Annotated in this window: 14 protein-coding genes; 11 read left to right on the top strand and 3 right to left on the bottom strand. The window is 54.3% G+C overall.

All coding sequences use genetic code 11. The features are described from left to right. The first annotated feature begins 47 nt into the window (after positions 1-47). Both FFI94_RS24185 and FFI94_RS24180 read left to right on the top strand, forming a co-directional pair. On the top strand, positions 48-1181 hold the full coding sequence (locus tag FFI94_RS24185; RefSeq protein ID WP_051730636.1) for a cellulase family glycosylhydrolase: 1134 nt from the start codon (positions 48-50) through the stop codon (positions 1179-1181). Between the two features lie 268 nt (positions 1182-1449). Next, a complete protein-coding gene (locus tag FFI94_RS24180; RefSeq protein ID WP_138873378.1) occupies positions 1450-2367 on the top strand; it encodes a UTP--glucose-1-phosphate uridylyltransferase in 918 nt (305 codons plus the stop codon). 63 nt (positions 2368-2430) lie between these two features. Here FFI94_RS24180 and FFI94_RS24175 read toward each other — a convergent pair whose 3' ends face one another. Both FFI94_RS24175 and FFI94_RS24170 read right to left on the bottom strand, forming a co-directional pair. Continuing rightward, the gene (locus FFI94_RS24175; RefSeq protein ID WP_138870046.1) at positions 2431-3885 is read right to left on the bottom strand and encodes a glycosyltransferase; all 1455 of its coding nucleotides are present in this window, start codon (positions 3883-3885) and stop codon (positions 2431-2433) included. Then, positions 3879-5360 carry a hypothetical protein gene (locus FFI94_RS24170; RefSeq protein WP_260684271.1) on the bottom strand — a complete coding sequence of 494 codons (1482 nt, stop codon included), beginning with the start codon at positions 5358-5360 and terminating at the stop codon, positions 3879-3881. The genes FFI94_RS24175 and FFI94_RS24170 overlap by 7 nt, the downstream gene beginning before the upstream one ends. Before the next feature lie 1190 nt (positions 5361-6550). Between FFI94_RS24170 and FFI94_RS24165 the strand changes: the two genes are divergently transcribed. The 9 genes from FFI94_RS24165 to FFI94_RS24125 all read left to right on the top strand — a co-directional run bounded on the left by FFI94_RS24165 (position 6551) and on the right by FFI94_RS24125 (position 18706). Beyond that, positions 6551-8038 carry a sugar transferase gene (locus tag FFI94_RS24165; RefSeq protein ID WP_260684518.1) on the top strand — a complete coding sequence of 496 codons (1488 nt, stop codon included), beginning with the start codon at positions 6551-6553 and terminating at the stop codon, positions 8036-8038. A 113-nt stretch (positions 8039-8151) separates the two neighbouring features. Further along, a complete protein-coding gene (locus FFI94_RS24160) occupies positions 8152-9471 on the top strand; it encodes a UDP-glucose/GDP-mannose dehydrogenase family protein (protein WP_138870044.1) in 1320 nt (439 codons plus the stop codon). A 130-nt stretch (positions 9472-9601) separates the two neighbouring features. After that, complete coding sequence (locus tag FFI94_RS34800; protein ID WP_138870043.1) at positions 9602-10660, top strand: nitroreductase family protein; 1059 nt, start codon at positions 9602-9604, stop codon at positions 10658-10660. Between the two features lie 52 nt (positions 10661-10712). Next, positions 10713-11708, top strand: a complete 996-nt coding sequence (locus FFI94_RS24150) for a hypothetical protein (protein WP_138870042.1) — start codon at positions 10713-10715, stop codon at positions 11706-11708. Continuing rightward, positions 11705-13216 carry a lipopolysaccharide biosynthesis protein gene (locus FFI94_RS24145; RefSeq protein ID WP_138870041.1) on the top strand — a complete coding sequence of 504 codons (1512 nt, stop codon included), beginning with the start codon at positions 11705-11707 and terminating at the stop codon, positions 13214-13216. Before FFI94_RS24150 ends, FFI94_RS24145 begins: the two co-directional genes overlap by 4 nt. Position 13217: 1 nt before the next feature. Then, a complete protein-coding gene (locus FFI94_RS24140) occupies positions 13218-14279 on the top strand; it encodes a hypothetical protein (RefSeq protein ID WP_138870040.1) in 1062 nt (353 codons plus the stop codon). Between the two features lie 5 nt (positions 14280-14284). Continuing rightward, the gene (locus FFI94_RS24135) at positions 14285-15646 is read left to right on the top strand and encodes an O-antigen ligase (RefSeq protein WP_144298298.1); all 1362 of its coding nucleotides are present in this window, start codon (positions 14285-14287) and stop codon (positions 15644-15646) included. Next, positions 15618-16520, top strand: coding sequence for a WecB/TagA/CpsF family glycosyltransferase (locus FFI94_RS24130; protein WP_138870038.1), 903 nt, complete (start codon positions 15618-15620; stop codon positions 16518-16520). Before FFI94_RS24135 ends, FFI94_RS24130 begins: the two co-directional genes overlap by 29 nt. Positions 16521-16522: 2 nt before the next feature. Beyond that, positions 16523-18706, top strand: a complete 2184-nt coding sequence (locus FFI94_RS24125) for a polysaccharide pyruvyl transferase family protein (RefSeq protein ID WP_138870037.1) — start codon at positions 16523-16525, stop codon at positions 18704-18706. Positions 18707-19337: 631 nt separating this feature from the next. On the opposite strand, the gene FFI94_RS24120 is transcribed toward FFI94_RS24125, so the two are convergent. After that, positions 19338-21188 carry a DUF4012 domain-containing protein gene (locus tag FFI94_RS24120; RefSeq protein ID WP_138870035.1) on the bottom strand — a complete coding sequence of 617 codons (1851 nt, stop codon included), beginning with the start codon at positions 21186-21188 and terminating at the stop codon, positions 19338-19340. Positions 21189-21205 lie beyond the last annotated feature (17 nt).

Below are 21205 nucleotides of genomic sequence, written 5' to 3'. Positions count from 1 at the left end.
ATGCTGCGTTCGAGCGATGGGTAAACATGTCTCCGAGAGTGAAAAAAATGAAACCTCCAACGTCTGTCTGGCGTCGAGTGGCCGCAGTTCTTGTCAGTGCCGCTACTGTTCTCACCGTGAGTGGCGTGGCCGCACGCACGGTGGATGCGGCCCCGCAACCGGGAGCCCGCGTCACCGCTACCGTTGATGGACTGAAACTTGACGGGCAAGATTGGTGGCCAACAGGATTCAATGCCTATCAGCTCGCCACAGATTGGGGTGTGAACTGGGGTTGCGGTGCGATGGTCGATCTCGACGACTATTTTGGATCGCTGCCGGCAAAGTCTCTGACGCGTTTCAATCTGTTTCAGGCCTTGGCGATCAACAAATTTACGGGGGAGCTGGATTTTGGACCCATGGACGCGGTGTTCGCCGCAGCGGAGGATCACAATCAGATGATCCTGCCCGTCCTCTCGCCGCAGGACGGAGCGTGCGAGGACGAGAATTTCAAGGAACGTAGCTGGTACGTAGATGGTTGGAAAGACTTCGACGCCAACGCTGCGAAGTCGCTGATCAGCTTTCAGGACTGGATGCATATAGCAGTTGCCAGGTGGAAAGACTCTCCGTCGCTGGCGGCGTGGGAATTGGTGGGAGAACCTGAACCGAGCCTATGCACCGACACGGCGTGCAATTGGTGGACCAGGACGTGCCCGTCCGACACAGCGCAAATTCTGCGCTCGTTCTACGACGCGGCTGGTGCAGAAGTGCGGGCGCTCGATCCCAAGACCTTGATTACGGCTGGGCTTCTCGGCGGCGGCCAATGTGGCACCGGCGGTGACGATTACCAGTACGTCAGCGAGTCGCCCTACGTCGACGTTGTTCAGTACCACGATTACGGCGCTGATGGTGTTGCTCTTCCCGGTGACCAGTGGAATGGACTGGCGCGTCGCATTACCCAGGCCACTGCGGCCGGAAAGCCGCTGTTGGTGGCCGAAATCGGTGAATTGGCCGGTAGCTGTGAGCCTCTCGCAACTCGGGCGACACACATCGGCGACAAGATTGCGGGTCAGAAGACAGCCGGCACCGCCGGGGCGTTGCTGTGGGCCTTTGTGCCGGATCCTCGTCCGACTGAATGCACCATGGATATCGGCTACGACGACCCGCTCTACGGAGTTGTCGCAGCTGAAGCCGAATGGGGCTGATAGGCCCCGAATTCTATTAGTGCCCCTGGGACCAAGGTCCCAGGGGCACTAGTTCTTTCGGCGGTTTTTTGGGGAATTGTGTAGCTTCCTTCGTGGCCCGGAGCCGGTGTAATGTATTGCAAAACTGACGTATGTTTCGCAGTAGTTTGCAGCGTGCAGCTCAGAATCCGATAGGCACTCATCGAAGAGATCCGCGCGGCATCAGTGGCGTGTAGATGCAACATCAGTGGCGTGTAGATGAATGAGTCTGCATCAGGAAAGGTAAATGATGACTACAGTGCGATCATCCTCGATCAAGACTGCGGTGGTGCCGGCAGCTGGGCTTGGCACTCGTTTCTTGCCGGCCACCAAAACGGTTCCCAAAGAGCTTCTGCCGGTGGTAGATACACCGGGGATTGAATTGGTCGCCAGTGAAGCTGCTGCTGCGGGAGTGGAACGTTTGGTTATCGTCACGGCGCCCGGAAAAGCGGGTGTCATGGCGCATTTCCTGGAAGATGTTGTTCTGGAAAACAGATTGCAGGATGCGGGAAAACATCATCTCCTGGAGCGGGTCCGAAAGGCGCCGGGGTTGATCTCGGTGGAACCTGTTGTTCAGGAGTCTCCACTCGGTTTGGGACACGCCGTCGGCCTGGCAGAATCGGTTCTCGGCGCTGACGAGGACGCCATCGCGGTTCTGCTTCCAGACGATCTGGTGCATCCCGGTGGGGTGCTCGAGGCCATGTCGAGGGTCAGGGATGAGCGCGGAGGATCTGTTCTCTGCGCATTCGACGTGCCGAGACATGAAGTCAGTGCATACGGAATTTTTGACGTTGAGCCAGACTCCGACAACCCTGACGTTCTCAAGGTCGTAGGCATGGTGGAGAAGCCGGATACGCACAGTGCGCCCTCAACCTTGGCTGCTGTTGGCCGGTATCTATTGGATCGCAAGATCTTTGACGCCCTGCGCACCATCAAGCCAGGTAAGGGCGGCGAGTTGCAGCTGACCGACGCGATTGCCTTGCTGATCAGTGAGGGTCATCCCGTCCATGTCGTGGTGCACCGGGGATCTCGTCATGATCTCGGAAACCCGGGTGGATTCCTACGAGCCTCACTTGACCATGCACTGGGACGCGAAGAGTACGGACCGGAATTGCGAATCTGGCTGGAAGAGCGTCTCCGGCAACCAGACCCGCAACTTACCTACTGAGATAAACAACCGCCCGGGACATCGTCCCGGGCGGAGTTGTTTGTGTGCGTGCGGTCGGAAGAATCAGTTGCTCAGACCGTGAAACGTCTTCTCCCAGTAGGACGGGTTCATAATCAACTGGTATGTGCCTTTGATTGCGGCGATGCTCATCAGCACCCAATACAGTGGCGCGGTCAGGCACGCAATCAACAGGGCTGCATTCCGTGTCTCGCGGCACGCAACAAGATTCATGTACATCACGGCGGCGTTACCAAAGACGAGCGACGCGAGGGCCGGGAAGTACACATAGCTGGGGAAAATTTGTTGGATTATCGCGGGTTGACCGAGAATCCAGCCCAGGCTCAGAAGCCAGAAAATCGTGTTCAGTGCGGCAACCACGGGTGTTCCCGCCATCAGGATGGTGAATCGCAAGAACCCGACGGTCCCAATCCCGCGCCACAGCTTCACCGGCTGGCGCATGTGAACCAGCCAAGTCTGTAAGTAGCCCTTGTACCAGCGGGATCGCTGACGGATCCAGTTTATGGTGTCGCTATTCGCCTCTTCGAGTGTTGTCGAGTTGAGGACGGCAGTGCGGTAGCCGCTTTCAGCGATCCGCACACCGAGGTCGGCGTCCTCTGTGACGTTGAACGGATCCCAGGCACCAATGTCGTCAAGCACGCTGCGTCGCAAATGATTTGATGTCCCACCCAGGGGAATGGGGGAGTTGCTTCGCATGAGGCCGGGCAAGATGAAGTTGAACCACAGGGCGTAGTCAGCGGTGAACCATGCCGTCAGCAGATTTTGTGTGCCGTTGTGAAAGGCGAGTTTCGCCTGGACACATGCGGTATTTTCCGGCAACTGAGCGAAAGTTGCTACTACTCGGCGCAATTGAAGTGGATCTGGCGAGTCCTCAGCGTCGTAGATCGTGATGATCTCGCCCGTGGAAAAATGAAGTCCGTAGTTGCAGGCCTTCGGCTTGGTACGTGGATCCGCTGCCGGGACTTTCAAGATGCTGACTACCTTGTCGACGCCGGCCAATTCAGCGGCTTTGATGGTGATCAAGTCGTCTTCCTCGAGAAGGAGGAGAACTTGGAGTTTTTCCTTCGGGTAGTGGATTGCCCGCATAGCTGCGATCAGATCACCCACAACCTCTGGTTCGTTGTAAGCGGGCACCAGGATCGTATACAGCGGCAGTTCGTCATCGGTAAGAGCAAGTGCCACCTCATCACTGATGGTCATGATGGCCGACGCATCCAGGCCTCGCATGAAGAGAATGAGCCGATCAACCATCGTCCAGACATATCCGAGGGTGCACAGCAGAGTGAGCGTGATCAGAGTGGGAGTGAGGAAAAAGATCAGGCACAAGATTGCGACCGCGAGGAGCGTGAACAGGACGTTGCGCTGCCAGGGGTAGAACGCCACCGAGGCAGAGGAAATCGGTTTGCGCTCACGCAGACCGTTCACTGCATCATGGAGGGCAGCAGCTTTGAATGCGTCGGAGGCTTTGTCTCCGTGCACCAGGAGATCGAGATTCACCATTGTTGAGCCTCCACGATGTGTCGTCCCAAGGCCTCGAGCATCCCGAGGTCTTTGTACTGCGATTCGTTGTCCTCGGTTGAGCTTTTCCCTCGCAAGAGCAGAGCGAGACTATTGCCTCCATTCGAGGCCATCGACGGACTCGGCTCCGGGAAATAGGCGTCCGGTTCGTGATTGTCGACGGTGATGAGACTGACGCGTTGTGCGGCACCGTCGCCACGAGTCCAGATGAAGTTGAGATTGCTCCAGGTGAGAAGGAGAGCATCGTCGACGATGGTGTACATCTCGGCCACGACACCGCGCGTCAGTTCGACCTGCACAGTGGGGCTGACACGCGCGTTCTGCAACTCGTACGTGGCGCTGCTCGGGTAAACAGAGAGAGTAGCCGCGCGACGGACCTGCAGAACATCCATTTGTACAGTGCGCTGGCGCATGAGAGCGTCCCACGCTGGATTTGGCGTATCCGCGCGGATTGTTTGTCGCGTCAGCGTGGATGTAGGCCCGAAGTACCGCTGCGGCCAATCGAACTCTTCAGTGGAGATTTGGCTCCACCCCGCCGGTACCACCAATCGAGGATCCGCAGTGGCCGGTGGGCCTTGGGAAATCGGAATGTCGTCGGCATTGGGGAGCGGTGTGAGGGCGATCAGTATTGCAACACCGAACACGAAGAGGATGGTCCAGTCGCTGGTTTTGGTTGACGGCTTTCGGAGTGGACGATCGAAAGGTTTTAGCGACTTGCCGCGGCGTTGATACAGATAGAAGATAGCGCCGACCAGCAGCGCAGTTCCGACTGCGGGAAATAGTTGAACCAGAAATAGCGGAACCGTCGGAAACTGGTTCGACAGGTAGTACACCAAGGCAGTGCCGAGGGCGATGGAGATCAAGAAGGCAACCAAACCTCGTCGCCAGTTTCGACTGACGGCAATGGTGGTGGCCGTGGAGGCGACAACAACCATGATGACGCTGTAGTCGAACCGAGTACCGCCCAGTTCGATTGCCATGGTTCGGTAAAAAAGCGGGCTCAAAACCATGGGCGTCAGCCAGATCAACCAGTACCGATTGACGGGGCGAAGTCCGAACATGAGAACTGCTGCGCCCCAGACAAAGACCCAAGCCGCCAGCGCATCGATGTGCATCAGCTCGTAGTTGTCCCCGAATCGCGGCATCAGCAGCGCCTGCATACCCAGTGCGACGAGTAAACCGATGCCGCCAACGATCTTGTCCGTTTCCCGATCATGGATCGGGAGTTCGGGACCCCGCCTGAGGTCTGTACCCACAGCCGCAACAACACACAGCAGGGGCAGTACAAATACGAACCCAATCGCGGTGCCGTCGACTGTGCTGCGCCACAGGTTGTTCCACGTTGGCCAGAACGCAAATATTGTGGCTGCTGCGATCATCAACCAACGGACCGTGAGCCGCGGAACAATTCCCGACTCAGCGCGGATAGTGCTGATCTTCAAGGTGTGTAGTCCCATTCGAGCGTGACTGGTCAACGATCCGGAATGCGGACCTCGTTGCAGGAGTCTTCGGGTGTATGTCCGAATTTTGACCTTACGCGATTTTGCGCGACGCACGAATCGGACGATATGGGCGTTTCACCGGCCGGTTGTTGCCTCACATCAGGTTTGTACGCGCCGCGTCCAAGCTCGACAGCGGAATGTATATCTCGGATGTGTATTCACCCTGATTGATTGCATGCACCTATAGGGACGTAAGTCCCTAATGGTGGTTACTTTAGGTCGGCATTGTTGACTTGAGAGGTGCAGTCTGGGGCTGCAATGGTAAGCAATTTCCGGGTTGGGGAATCTTGAGATACCACAAACCTCGCATATCGGATAATGGCAATTTGTCTGGTTCTCGGCTTGGTGGACGAAAGGCACATCCGTCGGTGATCACGTGAGGCTTGTACTTGAATGCGCCACCATTTCACATTGTGAGATTCGGCCGACAGTGTGAGCAGAATAATATAGACCGTAAATGGACAATCGTCCAGCAGTAATCTTCGGGATTGTCCAGTTTGAACTTTGTATCATCGTTCATTCGCTTCCAGGTAGCCGTCGTTATCGCATGAGAATGGCCGAGAATCGAAAAAGGACAAAGGTCGCAATCTTCTCGGGTGATTTGGTCTGTATCCCGATCGTGCAGTCGCAATTACAGTTGACTTGACGGAAAAGGCCTTGATCTGCATGTATCTCCCCTGTTTGTGCGGCTGGCAACTGATCGGCGCACTGTTGCCGCAATGACAAAGAGGGCGAGATTCGGGATTTGCTAAATATTTGCCGTCTGGCTTGAAAGTGTCTCGACCGATCAACCGATTGACTTGACAACCGAAAAAAATCGTTGACGGTCTGTCATTTGGGGTGAAGTGGGTGATTGGTGCCGATCACCGCTGTCAACCTGCGCCGTTCGGAAATTTGATCCATCTGCGAGGTGGTGGTGAAATAGATCCCGCATGGTACGTAACGGACAGCCGCAGATCGCGATCAATCAGGGTGAAACGGATGTGCGGGACACTTGCTCAAGTCGGGTCTGGTGGTCAGGCAATTTCGGATTGTTTCGAGCACTTTTCAGATGAGTAGTTGATTCGGAAATTTCCTGACCAGGAAGGAGAGCTGACAAGGTGACAGCGCTCAACGAAAGCGAAGGGTCTCCCACGAGTTCTCGTGTGGTGCCGGAAGTTCAACCGGTGACGCCCGACGCTCATTCGGAGGTGTCTTCGCGACATCGGTGGCAAGCGGCTTACGTTCGGCGGTTGGCCGTCAGTGACGCGGCAATTATTGTCGCAGCGGTATTTCTTGCTCAGTGGTTCCGTTTTGGCGCGGAGTCAGGTGGGGTGAGTACCAGCGGCGTTGGAAACTACAGCTACACCGCCGTCTCACTCGTATTGATCGTCGCGTGGATTGCAACGCTCAGCATCTTCCGAACTAGGTCGATTCGAGTGATCGGGAGCGGACCGGAAGAGTATCGGCGAATCTTTGTCAGCACGGTACGACTCTTCGGCTTGATCGCGATAGGCAGCCTGCTCCTTCAGATCGACATCGCCCGCCTCTATCTGGCATTTGCTTTCCCCGTCGGCATGATCGCTTTGATGGCTAACCGCTGGTTCTGGCGCCGACTCATTGCCCGTCGCCGTGCACGCGGTGAATTTAGAACCTCGGTACTCGTTGTCGGAAATCGTCATGCCGTTATTAATCTGGCAGAGAACTTCGAACGCGGATCAGCTGACGGATTCAGAGTCGTGGGTGTTTGCACACCGGGCCACAACAGTGACATGAACGATGTGATCACGGTCGGAGGGCGACGCATCCCGGTCTTGGGTGATGAACACGATGTCACCCGTGCCCTTGATGTGGTGGGTGCAGATACCGTCGCCGTCACCGCGACCGAGCATCTGGGCTTGGACGGAATGCGCAAGCTCGCATGGGATCTCGAGTGCAAGCGAGTAGATCTTGTTGTCTCACCGGGCATTCTGGACGTGTCGGGCCCCAGACTTTCGATGCGGCCTGTCGCAGGCCTTCCATTGATCCACGTGGAACGCCCGCGCTATCACAGCGCGCAGAAGTTCGCGAAAACATCGTTCGACATCGTCTTTGCCACAATAATTTTGATCCTCATCAGTCCGGTGCTCCTCGCCGCAGCGCTGGCTGTGAAGCTGACCAGTCCCGGTCCCGTCCTCTACAAGTCGGAGCGAATGGGTTTGGACGGCAAACCGTTCCCGATGCTGAAGTTCCGTTCGATGGTCCAGAATGCAGATAAGCAAGTTGACGCGCTGATGAAGAACAACGAGGGTGCTGGCGTTCTGTTCAAGATGCGTGACGACCCTCGTGTCACGTCGGTGGGGCGTGTCATGCGCAAATTCTCGATCGACGAGCTGCCGCAATTCCTGAACGTCCTGCGTCGCGAGATGAGCGTTGTTGGACCGCGGCCTCCGCTGCGGCGCGAGGTGGAGGCCTATGACGGTACGGTGAGCCGGCGGCTTCTGGTCAAGCCCGGAATTACAGGACTGTGGCAGGTAAGTGGGCGCTCCGACCTCTCATGGGAAGATACTGTCCGCCTTGATCTTTCATACGTCGACAACTGGTCGATGATGGGAGACATCCTCATTGTTGCTAAGACATTAAAGGCGGTAGTGGCCAGTGATGGGGCGTACTGACTTTGCGTCCGACCGGATGGAACCTGTAGGTCGCATTTCTCGGTGCGGCTGAAACCATTTTTGAGAACTATCCTCCACACTTTGTCGGCTGAACGTAAAGGAAATGCCACAGCATGCGAATCACAGTCTTCGGTACGGGCTATCTGGGCGCCACACACGCGGCGTGCATGGCTGAGTTGGGCCATGAGGTGCTTGGAGTCGATGTCGATGAATCGAAGTTGCAGAAGCTCGAGGCCGGCGAGGTTCCGTTCTGGGAGCCGGGACTCGAAGACGTTCTGCAGCGCAATATCGCGGCGGGTCGACTGCGTTTTACTTCGTCTTACGCAGAGGCAGCAGAATTTGCTGATGTTCACTTTCTTGGGGTCGGCACGCCCCAGAAGAAGGGTGAGTTTGCCGCTGACATGAAGTATGTGGACGCGGTTGTCGAGACTTTGGCACCACTACTGACAAAACCCGCAATTATCTTCGGAAAGTCAACAGTGCCAGTTGGTACCGCGGCACGCCTTGGTGCGACTGCGCGTGCGCTGTCGCCCGCAGGTGACGCAGTCGAGGTGGCCTGGAATCCGGAGTTCCTTAGGGAGGGATTCGCAGTCAAGGACACGTTGCATCCGGACCGGCTGGTCCTGGGCGTGGATCGTGCCCGGCCGGGGCGGGCTGAAGATGTGGCCCGTGAGGTCTATGCGGAATTGCTTGACGAAAAGATCCCGTTTGTTGTGACCGATCTAGCTACTGCCGAACTTGTCAAAGCCTCTGCAAATGCGTTCCTGGCCACCAAGATTTCGTTTATCAATGCGATCGCCGAGGTTTGCGAAGCAGCAGGCGCAGATGTGACGGTGCTAGCCGACGCGATCGGTCACGACGAGCGAATCGGCCGCAAGTTTCTCAACGCCGGCATTGGTTTCGGTGGCGGTTGTCTGCCCAAGGACATTCGGGCGTTCATGGCTCGGGCAGGTGAACTAGGAGCCGACCAGGCGCTCACTTTCCTGCGTGAGGTGGATAACATCAACATGCGTCGCCGCACGCGCATGGTGGAACTAGCGCGAGAAGCATGTGGGTCTCTGTTGGGCGCGCGTGTTGCAGTACTCGGCGCAGCGTTTAAGCCTGACTCGGATGATGTACGCGATTCACCCGCACTGAACGTTGCTGGCCAGATCCAGCTTCAGGGTGCTGCCGTGAATGTGTACGACCCTAAAGCAATGGACAACTCTCGCGCTCTGTTCCCGACACTTACGTACAGTACATCCGCATTGGAAGCGTGTGAGGGCGCGGACGTGGTGCTTGTACTTACCGAGTGGAAAGAGTTCAAGGCTCTCAAGCCCAGTGCGCTGGATTCCGTTGTGCGACAGAAGAAGTTGATTGACGGAAGAAATTGTTTGACCCCCGGTCAATGGCGAGCCGCTGGGTGGGCGTACCGAGGGCTGGGGCGACCATGAAAGAAAGATACCGTGCGGAGATATCTCTCGAAACGGGGCGCACGGCTGGGCTCCCTGCGCGTGGAGAACTGGTTGGCAGTTGGCGATGTGCTCGTCGTCGCGAGGACCGTCATAGTTCTGGGAGTTAGTGATGGAGCGGACTGAACTCCGGCTTTGGCGTCAACGTGAAGCTCTTTTTGCTCTGCGAAAGGCAATTGAAATGCACTTTGGAACCTCACTGCGGCTCGTACAAGCGTACATTTACGACTTTAGGCGATTCTCTCGACATTCTGGGCTTAGAGGAACGAACACACAACGCGAGATCGAATCACGCATTTTGAAAGAATTCCACCGGATTGAAAAGGGACTGACGCTCAAGGAGCCAAGGTCATGGTTCGGTCGCGAGACGGTGGAGATAACTGTACAGCTGTGTGAACAGTACCGTCAGCGCTCGGACGCCGACCTGCAACTCGTAGACGCCGCGTACACGGCACTCCGACAGTATGGCCAGCACTTTCAAGAGGATGCCCCGGAATGGTGGACGCATCAGGCCGTCATTGTCGAGGGATGGTTAGAAGGCCGGCACGTCGATCCCAACTGCGAAGGCGGATTTCGCTCCCGGTCATCCGAGATCTCGGGGTCGGATTCCTCGGGACTCGCATTGTCGAATTTTATGAGAAGCCGCTCAAGCACGAGAAACTTCAGCTCTGAAATAGTGCCTAATACGATACTGCGATGTGCAATCGATGACGCGAAACGAAGTCCCAGCGTCTGTAATCGGCAGGGGACTCGAATTCGTCTCTATAGTCGTGGCCCAGAGACCGATAAGATACTGAAGCTGCAGAATGGAAACAGGGGCTTTGGAAATGATGCTAGCCATATTGCGATAATATCTGCTGACTTGAGCACTTTTCTCATAGTTGGCGAGCGTAACCAGGGATTCGTCGACGCTGGGATGTTTGCGATGACATTCCAGTACTCTCTTCACGCTCAGAATGTCGGCACGTGCTCCCTCAATTGGAGTGTCGGCCCGAGGCAAGATAGACGACTTCATATTCTTGCTGGAATTCCTGACGAAGAGGTCGTTATCATGATGGTAGCGGTCGGTTACCCAGAAACAGACTCTCTAGTTACAAATTCTCCATCTAGGTCGATCGAGCAAATTGATCTCAGTGACGTGCCGCTCATGACTGAGGGAGCATTCTTGTGAACGGCAATACGCTACGCACAAGCGAGTGGTACACGTCCGGTGAGGACGGAAAATGAGAGTTCTTTTGTCACTTTCTCCTCCGGATGGCACAACGAAATACGTGGTGCAGTTAACGCAGGGAATGCCACAGGAAGTAACTATCGAATACTTCTCCTGGGTTCGTGCAATTCTTGGGAAATACGACGTATTTCATGTCCATTGGCCCGAGTTTCTAGTCAGGTCAAATCGCCCTAGCCGCCATGCGGTGAAGATAATTCTCTGTGCCTTCTTTGTAGTAAGCCTCGCAGTGCGCCGGAAGCCCGTGGTCCGGACAGTACATAACATTGCGCCGCACGAAGGGGGTGGGCGAATCGAAAAGATGCTTCTGCGGGCGATTGATAGGTTAACTGTCGTATCAATCAGGCTGAATCCGCACACTCAATTGCCGTCGAACGTAACGCCATTCACAATCCTGCATGGACATTATGTGGATTGGTTTTCTAGTCGAGAGATTCAGGAAAGGGAGAGAGGGCGACTTCTCAACTTCGGTCTTATACGTCCATATAAGGGTGTCGAATCGCTTATCGATGTAGTTGCCGGCCACAATGATTCGAATTTAATCTTGCGTGTCGTGGGTAAGCCGATAGGCCGGGAAATTCGGGATAAAATCATCGAAAAGGCCTCTATATCGGACCGCATCTCTCTCAGGCTTGCATTTGTGCAGGATGACGAACTAATTTCAGAAATTGGACGAAGCGAACTCGTAATTTTACCCTATAAGGAGATGCATAATTCTGGCGCGGCGCTTCTATCGCTGTCACTTGAAACTCCGATATTGGTACCGAGCAATCCCGTGACCGAATCGCTTCGCGCCGAGGTTGGCCCTCAATGGGTCCACACGTTCAACAAAGAAGTTACTGCTCAAGACATCGACGCGGCATTGGAAAGAACAAGGTCGGCTGATTCTCAGTGTCGACCGAACCTCGATGGGCGAGACTGGGAACACCTTGGTAGGCAGCATCAGGAAGCCTATGGAGTTGCCGTGCAAACCAAGCGGAGGCTTCAGTGAGCGGGTCCACCGCAGGTGCTGACGCCAAGGAGTCGAGTGGACTCCCTCGGCAGGCTGTTCAAGGCGCTGCAGTTACCTTTGGTGGTCAGATCATGCGATTCGCACTGCAATTCATCGGTATTATCGCGTTATCCCGAATACTGGGTCCAGGTCCGATCGGATTGTTTGCCCTGGTAATGGTTGTAGTTGGTGTTGGTGAGGTTCTCCGAGACTTCGGCCTCTCTGCAGCTGCAATCCAAGCTAAAACACTCTCTGACGCCCAACGTACCAATCTATTTTGGATAAATACAGTTCTCGGTGTGATTCTCTGTCTTATTTGCATTTTCGTCGGACCGTTCGTAGCTGACTACTATAAGCAAGACGAATTATCTCTACTATTTTTTGCGATATCTGCCATTTTCATATTGAACGGCCTATCTACTCAGTACCGCGCAGGTTTGACCCGAGATCTCCGCTTCACCGCGCTCGCCGTTATTGAAGTTGGGTCGATGGCGCTTGGACTCGGAGCAGCGATATTTTCTGCATTACTTGGAGCTGGAATCTGGGCGCTTGCCGTTCAACAACTAGTCCAAGCCGGCGCCGCAATGGTGTTATGCGTATCGCTGGCAAGGTGGCTTCCGGGTCTACCTCGTAGTCAAGCTGAAATGCGCAGCCTTTTAAATTTTGGCTGGAATGTGGGCGCAAGTCAGTTGGTAAATTACCTGAGCAGAAACATCGACACTGTCGTAATTGGACGGCAATTCGGCATGGAGGCGCTCGGCCTATATAACCGGGCTTATCAAATGTTGACGTTGCCTTTGAATCAAATCAATATACCTGCCACCAAGGTTGCTTTTCCAGTTTTATCAAAAGTGCAACATGACAATCAACTGTTTCGGAATTATCTTCTTCGCGCGCAGTCTGCTATTACGTTCGCAGTTTCGTTAATATTTTTCTACTGCGCAGCGGTCGCTGTTCCACTGATTGACGTAGTTCTCGGCGAAGATTGGCATCAGGCCGCGCCGATTTTCCAGATTCTGGCATGCGCCGGGATTGTTCAGAGTGCCGCGTTCGCAACTTATTGGGTGTTTTTAGCCAAAGGCAAGACCGCGTCAAGTTTGAGGTACACACTATTTACCAAATCAATCCTTGTTGCATCTGTTTTGATTGGTTCAAATTGGGGAGTTTTCGGAGTAGCTGCAGGATATACGATAGCGACAGCCGTTTCCTGGCCAATAGGGCTGGCGTGGATCCGAAAAATCGAAGGCGCACCCGTGGTAGCTATGGCTAATCAATCGATGATTATCTTTACCTGCTTCGCAGGTCCGGGGATAGCAGCTTTCGTGGCTACAAGCTATATCCTTCCAGAAAATTCGATGGCGAGTTTGGTAATCGGTACTAGCGTATACAGTCTAACTTTGGCGCTCCTCTATTTTTCCTCATCGAGTATTCGACGAAGCTGTTCGGAGCTGTTAAAACCGCTTTCACATCTCAAGACTGCGAAAAAAATGATAGGTGCGGGAGCGTAAGATGAAAACCTTCTATTGGTGCACGGGCCAAGATGACAATATTGGCGACATTGTTCTTCGCCGGCGATATGCTGACGAACTGCGCAAGCTAGGTGACCTCCACATTTATGTCGGCAGTGCGTCACCCAGTTTCATTGCGGGTATGGGTTTCGATGTGTCTGATACTCAATACACAAGCGCCGTTTTATGGCTCAAGCAGATGCTCGTTCCCAGAGTCGCACGACGAACTTTGTTGGCGTTCAATCCCGGCGAACTGCAGGTTGGTAGAAAGAGCGCGATATCTACACTCGTTATCCTTCCTGTCCAGCTGTGGCTCCGTGCGTGGGGAGGGCGGTGTGTCAGGATAGGGCTCGCGACTCGGGGTAGTGACAAGTTATACGAAATTCCTATTCGACTCTCCAATGCGCTTTGCGATTCAGTTGTATGGAGGGACACAGAATCGCGCAAAAAATGGAGAGTTGGTCAGCCGGGTTTGGATTGGGCATTTGATGAGAATATGACCAGCATTGGAACCAGTTCTGGTCGTACTAAACTCGCGCTAACGATGCGATCGGATCGCCCTGAACTGAGCGAAGATGCCCTTAAAGCGATATCAGAGGTCGCCCGGCGCCGAGGGCTGAATCTAGTCGTTTTCTCGCAGGTCAAGCGTGACCGTGCAGCGTGCCAACAACTCTCCAAGCGACTTCAATGCGAGCTGTTAGATTGGGACGAGCGAGTTGGTCATCTGGAACAGGAGGCGCTGGTGCGCCAGTTGGCAAGCGAATCCGTCGGAATTCTGAGCGATAGAATACATGCCCTGATTATTGGCGCGACCGAGGGAGCCATACCGGTTGGGATAGTGCTTTCGGAAGATACGAAAGTGCGTCCGCATTTTGATGCCGCGGGTCTTACCAGAGTTAGCACGGATATCCGAAAAATGGGATATGGCGATGTTCTCACGTTTATCGAGGGAGTGCTCGCTCGCGGCCCCGAGATTTCACGCAAGGCTATCGAGGCACGTGAACTCGTTAGAGAAATGGCGAGTACGCTCGTAGTCGCTCTTCCCATCGCGGCAAGGAAGTGAGTCCGATGGCTGTGACTACAACTTTCATCGGTCACCGGACTGACGGAAGTATCTCTCCCGCAAAATCAGTCGGATTTCTACTCGGTCTAGCGGCCGCGTTAGTTTCTGTACGAAGTCCGATACTCGGGAACTATATCAATATCTCGGCTATTTTAGTTCTCTGTGCATTTTTTGTATCCGTATTTCATTCAAGTCGAGGAACGGTTCGATCTCTTACAGTAACGCCGATAGACGTACTGTCAATTGTATTCCTCAGCGCACGGGCAATCGCTGAGCTAGTAAATTCGACCTATCTGGGTATGCCGTTCTCTAGTACGACGCTTATGGATGGTCTTTTGGCGTACGTTGCATTCATTTCGGCAAGGTTGGTTATTTCCGGAACAGATGAAGCTGTCGCATTCCTCCGAAATCTGACTGCACCTGCAGTTCTGGTTGCGTTGATAGCTATCCTGCAAATCGCAGGAATGCCGGGAATCAATGAACTGCTCGTTGCTCATGTAAACAGCGGTGGTCTGGTCAACCGGCTCGATGGAGGGTGGGCGATTCGGGCTACTAGCACAATCGGCCACTGGACGGCCTTAGGTGGCTACTTATGCGTCGCGATTGCCGCACGATGCGTCGTGATGCTGAGAACCTCGACGCCGTCGCGAGTCGATTGGACGGTCGTCACGATACTAGTTGTTGGACAACTCGCTACCCTGACATTCGCCACCATTGCCGTCACTGTGGCAACGCTGATCACTATCCTTCTGCTGAAGCGTGTGAGCTTGTTCCGTGTGGGTTCACTGCTCGTCGGATTGTTGTTCCTTTGGCTTATGTCGGGGTCCCTGCTGACCGAGAGAATTGAAAAGCAGGCCCAGGGCTCCGCATCTCTGGGAGAGGCATATTCGTGGCTTCCCGAGTCTGTGGGATTTCGCGTGAATATTTGGGTAACCGAGACGATACCTGCGATCGCAGACAGACCTTTAGTGGGCTGGGGAATCGCGGCTTATCGGTTCCTGGGAACGGGTCGGGTTCCGGATTCTCTGCGGTGGATCTCGCCCGAATCAGAATGGATGCGAACAGCGATATCGAGCGGAGTGATAGTTCTAGCGATTCAGGTGGCATTGCTCTTCTTTGTCTGGAGAATGTTTAAACGTTCGCAAGATGTATTTGGGCCTCGAATGCTATTGCCCGTTATGACCATGTATGTGGGCCTGATCGTCATTAGTACAATACACTCACATTTTTCGAATAGAGGCGTACCCTTGATTCTCTGGCCATTGATCGGTGTTGTCACTGCGTTGAGTTGTAAGAATTCGACTCTTGTGGGATCGACTAAGGACTCAAATTCATCCGATGAAGAAAAGTGGGTCGTCAATGTTTAGTGAACTTGCTAAATCGGAGCGGTCGTCGGTTTTCGGTGAAGTCCCTACGGATGAGTCGCGGGAACCGCGGCAAGATTTTCAATATTCCGAGAGGACGATTGAAATGTGGGGTGTGCGAGTATCGCCTCGATCTTCTGACGAAGTTATCGAGTGGATAAACGACCATATGGGGAAGGGAAAGCGACTCCTCGTCGGACATAACCTTCACAGTGTATACCTCTACCTAACCGAAAATATGTTTCAAAGTGTATATGACTCCGCTGATCTGGTTATTATCGACGGGTTCCCAATCCTGCTTCTGAGCAGCGCGGAAAGCAGGTATCGTCGTCAGGGCGGAATATCCAGATCGAAAAGGTGCGGTTCAACCGACTGGATTCCCAAGTTATCTGAACTAACACATGGCCGTCGTATTGCAGTGATTGGTTCAACAAAATCATCGAATTTGAATGCAATCACGTACCTGGAATCGCTCGGCACGGACCTAGAGTTTCGTGGGTGGGATGGGTTCGAGGAGTTGAAGGTTTTACGGAGTTCTGATTTTTCGGCCTTGAAGGAATTCGAACCTGACTTGGTCTTGCTCGGACTGGGTATGCCATTTCAAGAGCGTGTGATATCAGAGTCATGGGAGGCTCTCCCCGATGCCGTTTATGCAGTTATCGGTGGTGCCATCGATCAATTGTCCGGTGCTCAGCGCAATGCACCAAGGTTTCTGGGGCCTCTCGGCCTAGAGTGGCTGTGGCGTCTGATGATGGATCCGCGCAGACTGGCGGGGCGATACTTGGTCGAGCCGCTAAAACTTATCGCTGTTACATTCCGTATTCGGTTCCTCCGGAGACAGAATCCGATAGAAATTAATTCGCGGGAGGTAATGTAGCAGTGTCCATTAAAGAATTTTCATTAACCGAGTCGCGCCCCACCGTCGGCGTAGTGATTCCCACAATTGGACGGGAGTCATTCCGTCGCGCAATCGAAAGTGTTCGCTGTCAGACCTTTCCGAGCGACCAAATTGTTGTTGTGCTAGACCGCCCTGAATCACGTGAGCAAGTTGAGTCGATTCTTATGTCAAATGAGCGACTTATTGTTACCACTGGCGCGCTCGGTGGTTCGGCGTGTCGCAATATTGGATTGGAAGCGTTGAGTCAGGACTTCGTTTGCTTTCTGGATGACGATGACTGGTGGGATTCATCTAAATTAGAATATCAAGTCCAAGGTATCTTGGCCGATAGATCATTGCTTTGTTTTACCGGATCAATATTCCATGAAGAAGGCAAGGCCGACAGAAGGTTGCCGCGCGAGCCATTTACCGGGTCGAGTGTGGCCTCATATCTTGTCCAGCGAAGTCGCCTCACACATGGCGATGGCTATATCCAGACTAGCTCCTTAATGGTTGAGACTGTTCTGGCGAAGAGAATTCGTTGGGATGACAGCCTTCCGAAGCATCAAGATTGGGACTTCATTGTCCGGCTTTTTGATGAACCTGGTGTGGGTTTCAGCTACGTTCCGGAACCATTGGTGCATGTGGTTAAAGACAGCCCTGGATCTATTTCAAAGCAAGCGGACTGGCGTGCCAGCCTTCGTTGGTTTAAGCGCCACGAGAGCCGATTGGATCGCAGGGCAGGCGGTGATTTCGTATGCACGCATATCCTTCGAAGCTCCTTTGCAGGCCTCTCGGCGGAGGGCGTTCGAAATGGCCTTAGTTTGCTGTACGGACGGCTGCCACACATGGCTGCCGTTGTGGTGGGCCTATCGGGTCTTTCCGTTCCTTTCGGAGACTCGCTCGGCGTACGTTCAAAATCAGTAGTTGATAGTAGACCTGGGCGAAAGATCGCTGTCACGAAAAGTATGATCGAGATCCTACGCACATTTATTTCGTTCAGCGAAGTGGCTCTTTGCGAAGTATTGCTTCGTCTTTTTGTTCTTGGTCGTCGTGTATTCCCGGTACGTGGCAGTGGGAACGTTTTGATCGCGCCGCCCGGAGGGGGAAACATTGGTGATCAGGCGATGGTTGACTCGTTCCTACAGAATTCATTGAGAGAATCTTTAATTATTGTGCGATCCCGGAGTGATTTTGAGGAGACGACATACGCTCGGGAGTCTGGTACAGAATCTGTGGAGTTGCCAGGATTGCTATATTCTTCCGGAATTTCATTTATTCGAGCATATATACGTTTCCTTTCCGTTATCTGTCGATCGGAATCGGTATCAGTTATAGGTGCCGATATAATGGACGGCGCCTATAATTTGAAAGCCTCAGTCAGGAGGTCCTGCGTAGCTAGAGCGGGGGCTGCTTTGACCGGAAACTCGCGAATTATCGGTTTTAGTTGGAATGGTTCGGCTTCAAGAGTTGCTCGATTTGCACTGAAGCGAGCTGGAGCTAAAGGTGTGAAGCTGTTTCTGCGTGATCCTGTGTCTTTCTCCCGAGCGAACCTGGATGGAATCCCTAACATTCGATTGGTTTCAGATTCTGTATTTTCACTGACGCCAGGGAATGAACCATTGTCTAGATCGGTAGATCTGCTGACCGGGTTGGCGGGCCGGCCATTTGTTCTAATCAACGCGAGCGGGCTAATTTCACGCGGGCTTTCCCAGGTGGATTCATATGTGAAGGTGTTGCGTGAGGTTGAATCACTTGGCTATACCCCGGTCCTGATCCCTCACGTGGTTCGAGCGAACGGCGACGATCTCGAAGCATGTAGAGCTATTGCTGCCGCGGCAGAACCGTCGACACCTATTCTGATCGATTCACTTTTGTCTCCCCACGAGGTGCGGCACCTGTGCGAACACGCTTCGTTTGTAGTCACCGGTCGTATGCATCTCGGGGTGATTGCACTTTCTGCAGCTAAGCCGGCCATCATTATTGGCACGCAAGGTAAAGTCGAGGGCCTGATGGAGTTCTTCGGAATCGAGGAGTTGCTCGTTGCACCAACGAACAACCTCGGTACCGATATCTGCGGTGCGGTTCGCTACTTGGTTGACAAGCGCAAGGAAGTGGATGGTGTCATTGCTGAGTCGTTGACTCGGGCTACGCTTTTGTCAGGCGAGAATTTTGTCGGTGTCTAGGTCTATTCCTACACATTATCGATAGTGAGGTTTTGTCCTCCTAAACGGTTCGCCACCATTGAATCACCCACAGCGAGTTGTGTGGCTGATTCGTGGGCATTGGCACGGCAGAAGTTCGCGTAGGTCTTCTGGTGACCAAGCACTGGCTGGTAGTTTTTCTTCTGGCGCGTGTCAAAGTCGGATACGAGAGTCGCCACGACTACGAGTATCGCGCGATGCTATGACCGTGTCCCGGTCTCGATCGGTTATCTCGACAACGAGAGGTCGAGATAACCGATCGAGGCTTGGAGCGAACGCACCGCAACTAGAATGTGCAGTCGATCAGGATCCTTACCCTGGCCAAACCCTCCAATTCGCACTCAATCCGCCCCGTCAGCGAACTAGCTGATACATCACGCGCCCGAGATGCGCCGCCACCGGGGTTGGCGTCCATCAATTCTGTTGGCGTAGAACCGTGCCCGCGATATGGTCTAGACGAAGCCGAAAACGGTCGTCGGTAAATTCGTGTTTTCGAGAGCCTTCGACTTGCTTCGCGCCTGACTTGGTTTTGATGCAATCATTCTGAAAGGCCGCTGCGTGCACTGTGTTGCTCTGTCAGCCGAGGCGGGTGAGTTCACCGGAAAGGTCTGATCTAGCAAGTAGGTACGTCGATTGTGATGGTCGGGTCATCGACCAACGGCTGCACGGGAACTCGTGCCGCGCCGGCCGCAGTGGGTTCCTTGAGGTTGAAAACAATATCCACCGTTTGGCCCTTCGGAATCTCGGCTAAAGTCATGAAAACAGGGTGACCAAGTTCCTGTCCTGTTGCGGAGAAGGCGATCTTTCCGCCCACCGCAACACTTTCCAACTTCGCTCTCTGAGTTGCGAGCAGCGAAACAGCAGCCATGTTGGTGCCCTGAGGAAGGTTCTTAGGGTTCGCCACCATGCCGTCCACATAGTCCGGAAGATCGCCTGCCGGAGCGTTATTGGTGAGGCTGACGGTCACCTTCGAACTCCGGGTGTCGCCCTCGCAGCTGTCAGCGGAATAGGTGATCGAGCGCGTCAGGTAGTAGTCGAGCTTGTTGCCGGCCTGGTTGTTGATCACCACACCCGCAAAAGGTGCTTCATCCGTGGGCACGGCATGACCCAAAGGTGTTGTGGCAAGTAGTTCCTGCTCCTCGGGATGGGAACTCCACACTGCGATGCGGCCCTCGGATACACCGCGACCCAAAGCGTCGAGAAGTGCGCTTGCAGAGCTGATATTGCCGGTCATCTTGTCCACCACAAGTGCGGCAATAGTCTGCAGGTACTCCTTGCGCGCGTTGTTGTCATCCGCGAAACGGATGTAGGCCGTTGACTCGGTGAGTTCCACAACGTTGTCGGCTGTAACCTTTTCGCCGTCGGGCATTGTGACCGACCCCACAACTTTCAATATGTAGCTCAACGCAATTGGATCTATCGCGATAGCTCCGTCGACTACCTCGCCGTTTGACTCCTGCTTCCACAATGACTGCCAAATTTGTGCAGCGTAGGGGAAGTGTGAACTGAGGTTGCTGTTGCGGAAATCGGTGGTGGGACGGCTCGTTCCGTAGAGAGTGGCAAAGTCAGGACCTAGGTCTATTGGACTGTTGTCCATGCTCAGCTCGGAGTTGCGCGCCAACGTATCGACTCGCGCGGCCCCGTCGTCGACTCGGACAATTCCGTAGCCGCCCAGCAGCCCGCCTGTACCGCGTGCCTCGGCGTTTGTCTGGAATCCGATGAAGTAATTGCGCGGTCCGTCGGCTCCGAGCATCGTCGGTGCCAGGCGCGCAGCGAGCGCGGTGTTCTCCAGAAGGTTAGTCAGCTCAGTAGTTTGATCCACTAACGAGGTGCGCGCATCGTTAACTGCGCCTATGAAGTTGGCTTCCGGAACGGCCGCCGCTCGGGTCGACAGGTCCGCTGCGGCGGCTGCTGTCTGTTCGAGGACTGGTGCCGCTTCCCGCAACGGTTCGAGTGCAATCTGGCCTCCCGACTGAATCAATTCACCAGGAGCAAGCGCGGTTCCAGCATCGACCGCAGGGAGGAGGACGTCGTTGGTCAATCCATGGACCACATCTGTCATCTGCTTGGTGGTCTCGAACGGGCTGCCGATGACTGGGATTGCTGACGCGATGCTCCAGGGGAGGGATTGCGTCTCCGAATATGCCAAACTCGCATATTTGTCGGCATCGGCTGCAGACTGCTCGGCGGCCTCCGCGTCCCCCGCCAGGAGTGCAGTCTTGGTGGACTGCGCATGGTCGCGTGCCGATTCGAGATTGCCCTTTGTTGTGATGGCGGAGTAGCCCATCCAGGCTCCAAAAGCGACGACTACCAGCATAAATGCGCTCGATCCGGCAATGATATTGCGTCGTCGATTTGACGTCTTGATGCGGCTTCGGCGTCGAATCCGAGTAGTAGATGTTGATGTGGAATCTATAGCTTCGGATTCGTCATCGGACCTTGGTCCCGATGTGGTGCTGGACATTGCGAATTACTCCTGAC

Source organism: Rhodococcus sp. KBS0724 (assembly GCF_005938745.2).
Taxonomy (GTDB): Bacteria; Actinomycetota; Actinomycetes; order Mycobacteriales; family Mycobacteriaceae; genus Rhodococcus_F.
This window is presented reverse-complemented; position numbering and strand designations above follow the sequence as displayed.

Bases quoted from the DNA above. Each gene is read 5' to 3' on its own strand.
- FFI94_RS24185 (WP_051730636.1), top strand. From the start codon at position 48: ATGAAACCTCCAACGTCTGTCTGGCGTCGAGTGGCCGCAGTTCTTGTC.
- FFI94_RS24180 (WP_138873378.1), top strand. From the start codon at position 1,450: ATGACTACAGTGCGATCATCCTCGATCAAGACTGCGGTGGTGCCGGCA.
- FFI94_RS24175 (WP_138870046.1), bottom strand. From the start codon at position 3,885: ATGGTGAATCTCGATCTCCTGGTGCACGGAGACAAAGCCTCCGACGCA.
- FFI94_RS24170 (WP_260684271.1), bottom strand. From the start codon at position 5,360: ATGGGACTACACACCTTGAAGATCAGCACTATCCGCGCTGAGTCGGGA.
- FFI94_RS24160 (WP_138870044.1), top strand. From the start codon at position 8,152: ATGCGAATCACAGTCTTCGGTACGGGCTATCTGGGCGCCACACACGCG.
- FFI94_RS34800 (WP_138870043.1), top strand. From the start codon at position 9,602: ATGGAGCGGACTGAACTCCGGCTTTGGCGTCAACGTGAAGCTCTTTTT.
- FFI94_RS24150 (WP_138870042.1), top strand. From the start codon at position 10,713: ATGAGAGTTCTTTTGTCACTTTCTCCTCCGGATGGCACAACGAAATAC.
- FFI94_RS24140 (WP_138870040.1), top strand. From the start codon at position 13,218: ATGAAAACCTTCTATTGGTGCACGGGCCAAGATGACAATATTGGCGAC.
- FFI94_RS24135 (WP_144298298.1), top strand. From the start codon at position 14,285: ATGGCTGTGACTACAACTTTCATCGGTCACCGGACTGACGGAAGTATC.
- FFI94_RS24130 (WP_138870038.1), top strand. From the start codon at position 15,618: ATGAAGAAAAGTGGGTCGTCAATGTTTAGTGAACTTGCTAAATCGGAG.
- FFI94_RS24120 (WP_138870035.1), bottom strand. From the start codon at position 21,188: ATGTCCAGCACCACATCGGGACCAAGGTCCGATGACGAATCCGAAGCT.